This window comes from Bradyrhizobium sp. STM 3843, from assembly GCF_000239815.1.
Taxonomy (GTDB): Bacteria; Pseudomonadota; Alphaproteobacteria; order Rhizobiales; family Xanthobacteraceae; genus Bradyrhizobium.
Genome location: NZ_CAFK01000078.1, coordinates 21692 through 28195 on the forward strand (window position 1 = coordinate 21692; position 6504 = coordinate 28195).

General features: G+C 54.8%; 6 protein-coding genes. 3 read left to right on the plus strand and 3 right to left on the minus strand.

Annotation, left to right across the window (positions count from 1 at the left end; translation table 11 throughout):
- Positions 1-738: a UPF0489 family protein gene (locus BRAS3843_RS10595; protein WP_008968857.1), complete on the plus strand. Its 738-nt coding sequence runs from the start codon at positions 1-3 to the stop codon at positions 736-738.
- Here the strand turns inward: BRAS3843_RS10595 and BRAS3843_RS10600 are convergent.
- From BRAS3843_RS10600 to BRAS3843_RS10610, 3 genes are all read right to left on the minus strand, one after another.
- Positions 735-1874, minus strand: coding sequence for a hypothetical protein (locus BRAS3843_RS10600; RefSeq protein WP_035981361.1), 1140 nt, complete (start codon positions 1872-1874; stop codon positions 735-737). The genes BRAS3843_RS10595 and BRAS3843_RS10600 overlap by 4 nt on opposite strands.
- An 82-nt stretch (positions 1875-1956) precedes the next feature.
- Entirely contained in the window at positions 1957-2835 is an 879-nt protein-coding gene (locus tag BRAS3843_RS10605) for a nucleotidyl transferase AbiEii/AbiGii toxin family protein (RefSeq protein ID WP_035981363.1), read from the minus strand.
- Positions 2828-3472, minus strand: a complete 645-nt coding sequence (locus tag BRAS3843_RS10610) for a type IV toxin-antitoxin system AbiEi family antitoxin domain-containing protein (RefSeq protein WP_008968860.1) — start codon at positions 3470-3472, stop codon at positions 2828-2830. The genes BRAS3843_RS10605 and BRAS3843_RS10610 overlap by 8 nt, the downstream gene beginning before the upstream one ends.
- Before the next feature lie 233 nt (positions 3473-3705).
- Between BRAS3843_RS10610 and BRAS3843_RS10615 the strand changes: the two genes are divergently transcribed.
- Both BRAS3843_RS10615 and BRAS3843_RS10620 read left to right on the plus strand, forming a co-directional pair.
- On the plus strand, positions 3706-4599 hold the full coding sequence (locus tag BRAS3843_RS10615; RefSeq protein ID WP_035981364.1) for an SIR2 family protein: 894 nt from the start codon (positions 3706-3708) through the stop codon (positions 4597-4599).
- A gap of 37 nt (positions 4600-4636) precedes the next feature.
- Positions 4637-6504 (plus strand): hypothetical protein (locus tag BRAS3843_RS10620; RefSeq protein WP_035981365.1); only part of this gene is annotated, 1868 nt, incomplete at its 3' end.

A 6504-nucleotide genomic window follows, 5' to 3' on the forward strand; every position in this document is an offset into this window, starting at 1 on the left:
ATGATTCAGTCCGAAGGTGAATGGCTAATTCCGTTTTGCGGAAGAAATGCTTCTGGCATGTTCACTCAAAACTTCCTGTGGAGGCATAGGAATGTATACGTGATGGACAACCATCGCGCAGCGCTGTGGTGTTGGTTGCAGCGTATTGATCCTAAGCAGCCGTATTCGCTCTTTCACATGGATCAGCATTACGACACGCTCACGAGTCGGATGACGACCTGGCTTGAAAATTTGCCGGCGGATTGGAGCCTCGGCATCGAGGAGTATCTGTCGCTCACGGTCAAGCACCGGGATATTCCGCAGCCTTTGCCGCTGTTTCGCTGGGATAATTATCTGTCGATTTTTCTAGCGGTCTTTGGACAAGCTCTGGAGGTTGCTCGCTTTGCGACTCACGATGTGGGGACCGCGCCGAGCTGCGCCCACATAAATTGCCGTCTTTGGGACGTGCCCTCTAATCTAGACTTTTGGCTGAAGGAATCTCGAGCTCCCTGGATGTTCAACTTGGATCTGGATTATTTCTTTTGGCACGGAGACGAGGACGAACCTGCTCGGCGCATGGTCTCGGAGCGTTACATATCTAGTATCGCGAAGACGATCGGTGCTCATCTAGCCGGCGGCACAATTAGTGTCCTGACCGTTGCGCTTTCGCCAGAGTGTTGCGGCGGATGGGAGCAGAGTGAGCAGGCTTTGGAAATTGCATTAAAGCCGTTGGGAATCGAGTTCCGGCTTCCTAACTAGCTCGCCGTCCAACCCAGCAATCGGCCAACCCTGCATATCAGATTTTTGGTGACATCAACCATCCGAGCTAGTGCGGAGCTGAGACGCGCCGTGTCGGTATAGTCAATCTCTCGAAAAGTGCCGTTCTGGAGCAGCGAAATTTCCTTGCAGCTGAAGAGGCCTGCGGGCAAGCGCTTGTGCGCCCACCGATTGTGAATAAGCAATGGCTCTCCGTCATTGCGAACATAAAGAACGGCGCTGGTAGTGCGGTTTTTGTCTCGCGTCCAGCCACCGTCCTTGTCCAAAACCAACTTACCCCTCTCGGGTTGTCGTTCAGGATAAGAAAATTTCAAATTCCCATACAAACCGCTCGCGATGATCGCCTTGTCCGGAACATCGAGGCCGTCATGAAAAATTGTCAGCAGGCACGGAGCATTCTTGTATCTGGTTCCATTTTTAAACTGATCATTTGCGTCGCTGAGGACTTCGCGAATGCGTTGTGGTGTCTTTAGCCGTTTGGCTGGCAAGGCCGAGGCTGCCGTAATCAGGGAAAATTGGTCGGTATGCTTCCAAACGACAATGGCCAGGAGAAATGTCTCGTCCGGATGGAGGAAGGTACCGGCGGCCAACGTCGGCTTCGCGCCTGTGGAGAAATGCTGTGTTACTTGCTGCCCGAACGGCTCGGCATTGATACCGTCAGGACTTCCGTAGATCCCCGTGAGTGAGACGCAGCTGTGAAATTCGACGATACCGCGTTCTCTTGTTGTAACAGAAAACCGGACAAATTGCCTTCGGTCGGGCTTTAACGGGATGAGCGCAACGACGACATCTGGGGAATCGTTATCTTCAAACCGCTTCAGCCCGCGCTTAAGTAATCGTACAATACTCTTTGCGTCGCGTTCTGAGGAATTGTCGTGGATATAGGCAATACCCCATCCGGTCTGTTCAATCTTCGAGGTGCGGCTTCTGAGATCGCAAAAGGTCCTGTTAAATTTCTCGGTATCCTCCGGTCTCTCCAGAGTCTTTACCTCACACCAGAACGGCTTCCGTCCCTTGCAGTAAAAATCCGGTTTCTGCCCTTCCTTGATCCATTCAGGCTCCGGCTCGAAAGAGATGCCTGCCTTGGTCAGAAGTTGTTCAGCTCTTGCGTTGCTCAAGAAATGCCCCCTGCGCAGTAGCCGAGCTGATCGTCTATGTGACATACCGGCGTCTGTGGAGAGACTATTCGGCCGACTTTTTTCAGCTTAGCATGCGTGCGGCCGTCGCGTGAGGCATCAGGAATGCAGCCAAGTCTTTGATAACGTCGGCAAGGGTGCCAGGCTTGAAGTTCACCTCTTCAATGAAGGAATTCCATTGTGCTATTTTCGCTGGGTCCGCAGCAAAGGCGTCCGTCAACGAGTCTGGCAGTTCGGTTGGAACGTCTGTCTTGCGTCTTGCGAAGGTCGCGGCAATGGCGCGCGCGAGCGCATCGCCCTTGAACTCGAAGTTCCGCGACAGCACCCAAATGTCGTACAAATCCTTCATGCGGCTGTTCGCGCGGCCTAGCATCACCATGGCCTGGAATTTTTCGGCAATGACAGTCTCCCGCGCATAGGCACGCAGATGCGGCGCTGGAAAATCAAGGAGCACGGGCAAGTCGATTTCCTGAAGGCCGGGTTCTACGGAATCGCCAAAAGCGATATCGATCGTGGCTTTGATCTCGGCAGTGTCAATCTTTGCTAGTGCCGTGATACGTAGTCCGCCATATTCGGTTTGTTCGCGGATGCGCTCGATCTGGACGCTGTTCGGATCAAAAACAACACCGTCATTGTGGGAGATGCCGCAGACCTCCTTAAAAATGCTCGCCATCTCATCCTGATCGTCCTTGCCGATACCGAGAAGATCAAGATCACGGGTAGGGCGCAGCGGGTCTTCGAACCATTTGGTGAGGAGCATCGCGCCTTTGAGGATGAACCGGTCGCGGTGCTTCGTCTGGCTGAGCCGATAGAGCAGCCGCTCGAGAACGTAATTGTTCAGGAGCAATTCGAACGGCTGGCGGCGTTGCTTGGAAAGATTGAGCAGCCGCGCGCGTACCGACGCTCCCATGTTCTTGATCGGTGGTTTTGGCTTCTTAGGCATTGGCGGTCATGGCCTCCAGATAGGGCTCGACGACCTTCCAAACTCCGGCTTCGCCAGCATAGCGCGCGATCTCGGCAGGCGTTGCCTTCCGCTGGCGAAGGGCTTCCCGAAGGCCCTCAAGGGCAAGATTGAGGCCTGGGCTCTTTTGATAGCGCTTACCGGCGCTGCGGCGATACCGAAACAGATCAACCACCGTTTTAGCGGGATTGTAGATGCGAACCCGCACGCCTTCGATCATGTGATCCTTGATGCCGGATGTAAGCATCTTCTCGCCGAACCGGACGAATTGAAGGGGAGGGGTCTCAATTCGGGGCAGCCGATCCTTTGGCCCAATCGCCATCCACACGCGCGGCGGGATGGTGTCGGTGAGACCATGGAACGACAGGGCCGAGGTGAGGCATATGACGCCCTTGGGCACGAGCTTGGCGGCTTCGGCGAGAGTGTGATGGGTATCAAGCGACGCATCCGCCAGCTGGTACAGGCCCCGGCTGAGCTGAAGTACGAGGCCTTTTTCCTTCATTCGTGAGACGGTCGCGGCCGTGATGCCGGCTTCCTTGAATTCGGATAGGCGGGCCATGCCCTGCCTGCTGAGGAGGGCGATCGCACGGTCTTGCTGCGTTTCGGCTGCGGGAGGCATGGCAGCAGTATGATACAAAACGTCGGATATGTCAAGTGTTTATCCGACAATAAGTATCAAAGCTAGTTGGACGTCCTTTCGGCGCAAAAAACCCCCGCTTAGTGCCGCCCTGCCCAAACCCTAGACCGCGTAGTCTCGCTGGCATCGGCAGATCGTGTGTATGGCTCTGCCAAGCGCCTTGTTTGGCGGCACCCGCAAAAGTAGAGTACCGCCACACCCATTCAGACTCCACTATGAAATTTCTTCCCACTAGCGCCGATATTCCAAATGACCTGATCCGTTCGGTTAGCGATGGCGATGTCATCTTCCTCTGCGGAGCAGGCGTTTCGTTGGGGGTTGGGCTTCCGACTTTTAAGAGACTAACCGACGATGTGTATGCAAGCATGGGCGAGGACCGCAGCCACGAGGCTGCGGAAGCGGTTGCCTATGAGAAAGAGGAGTATGATCGAGTTCTTCGATCCCTTGAGAAGCGTACTTTATTGCATGGGTCCGAATCCCGTGTTCGTGTCGCAGTCTCCGAGATATTGAAGGTTCCCAAGGATGCTGATCTCATTCATCACAGATCGCTCCTTCAGCTATCGCGAGATCGTGCCGGCCGCGTTCGTCTGCTGACAACGAATTTCGATACGCTATTTGAGCGCGCGGCCAAGGAAGAGGGGATCTCCTGCGAGAGCTACGCCGGGAAATCAATTCCGCGTCCAGGGGGAGCGGATGACTGTGGCATTCTCCACTTTCACGGCCGCCTCGAGGATGCCCAGCTTGGCCTGAAGAGATCCGACCTTATCCTCACAAGTGCCGACTTCGGGGATGCGTATCTCAGGGATGGTTGGGCATCGAGGTATATCGAAGACAGGATGCGTCTCAACGCGCTCATTCTGGTCGGATACCGGGCCGAGGATGCAGCACTTCGCCTGTTGCTTGAAACTTTGGATGCTGATCGGGAGCGGTTTCGCGACCTGAAGGACATTTACGCGATTGAGAAGGCCTCATCCGGTTCTGCCTCGCTTTGGAAACGCCAAGGGCATAAGACCACTCGAATTCGCGGACTACCCGGATATCTATTCAACCTTGGCCGAATGGGCCCGCTATGCCAAAGATCCGGCGGGGTACAATCGACGTGGCCTTGAAGCGATTCTCAAATCTCCAGCCTGAGCTTCCCGCCTTATGTCAGAAACAACAAAAAAAATAACCCCAGCCGACGTTTCGGAGTTTGAGCGGGACCGGTTGCGCTTCTTTTTCGCGGGAACAGACGCACTTACAACTTTGACGGAGATTAATCCGTCGCTCGCATGGCTGCCCTTGCTCGCCGAGATGGAGGTCTTTCAAAACGACGCAGTCTTGCCCGCCTGGATCGAGCGGAATTTCGAAGGCGTTGAAGCGGTACGTGAAGTTGTCGAGAACCTCCGCTTCTTTAAAGCGGAAACAGCTCAAATTCTCAAATATCGCCTTGATGCACAGCGCAAGAAGCTGGATCCGCTGCTGGTCAAGTCCTGGCAACTTATAATCAGGCACATTGAGAATGACCATCAAGGACGAAGCCAAAACCGGTGGTTCAGGCTACTGCCTCGACTGCGGCAAGGCGACCTCTCGCCGGATGTTCTCTCCCAGATAGTCGATATTCTCACGCCGAAGCTTTACGTCGAGAAACGGTATGGTTGGTACGATGAGCCCGATCGCGAGATTGAGAAGCCAACCGATCTTATGTCCGTCAAGTATGGTGTCGATGACGGGGTTACCGAACAGGATTTCTTTTCAGTTTGGCCCAAAGGAGCCAGCGTGGATGCTGAGGTATTCCTTGTTGTGTGTCTGACTACCGCACTAAGCGCCACGCTTGCTGACGCGGTCGAGGTGGGAGTTGAGGGGGCAATCGGTCTCAGTCTGACTGATATCGACGTGCCATCAGTCGCTGCCCACGAACAGAATTCGTATCACGAGGGATTTCTTCCGATCGTTCGAATACTTGCCGAGCTTTGGTCCAAGTTGATCCAGAAAGATCTCGACCGAGCCCTGCATGTTCTGGTCGAGTGGAAGCGAAGTCCGTTTCGCCTTCTTCACCGTCTCGCATTGTATGGCGCGGCAGATCCGCTCGTCTCGGCTGATCTTGCGGCCGACGTCCTGCTGGAAATTCCTCAGGGTGAGTTGTTCATCACAAATTCCCAGGTGGAAGTGCATCGCCTCGTTCGATCCAGATGGCCGGAATTTCCGCCGGGAAAGCGGGCTTTGATCGAGCGCCGTATTGTGGATGGTCCTCCAGCAAATTGGTTCAAGGAAGGTATTGATCTGGCCGTGGCGATGGATCGGCATCGCTTTGCTCTCTTGCTCGATCTTGAGCGCACGAAGGTGCCGATGAGTGCGGAAGCGGCTCATCTGTTGGCCGAGATCAGGAAGCGGCATCCCCTATGGAGAGATGCCGAGCCGGAAAAGGCCGGCTTTGCTATGTGGCAGGGGCAGCCATCCCGGATCGAAGGGAAAAAGGAGAACCTTGAGTCGCTACCAAGCGACCAATTACTGAGAGCTGCTAAAAAAGCGCGCGATCAAGCCGATTTTTTGGATGGCGATGCATGGCAAAGCTATTGTCAAAGCCAGCCTCAGGAGGCATTTCTCGGTATTGAGGCTGCTCGGGAAGAGGATCGCTGGCAGGGTTGGGCCTGGCGTCCGCTTCTATGGTCCGCGAACAAGATTACGGATGTCGATTTGTTGAACCGGATGGCCAGACTGCTAACGCAGTGGCCGGATGATACGGCGTTCGACGAGACCGCGCATGCAGCTGCTTCTTGGATGGATCAGGTTTCCGAAAAGCTTCGGTCTCCTGTCCTTTGGAAACTGTGGGACTTCATCGAGCTGCGTGCGCCGAGGCGGACGGAAGCACCCGATACTGACATCTTCACGACTGCGCTCAATGACCCAGCCGGAAATCTCGCCAATGTTCTCTTGAAAAGAACAAGAAAGCCCAAGGGAGGAGTCGAACTCGGAAAGGCGCTAGGCGATCGGTACGAATGGCTGCTCAAAGCAGGCGATATCTCTGCCCGCTT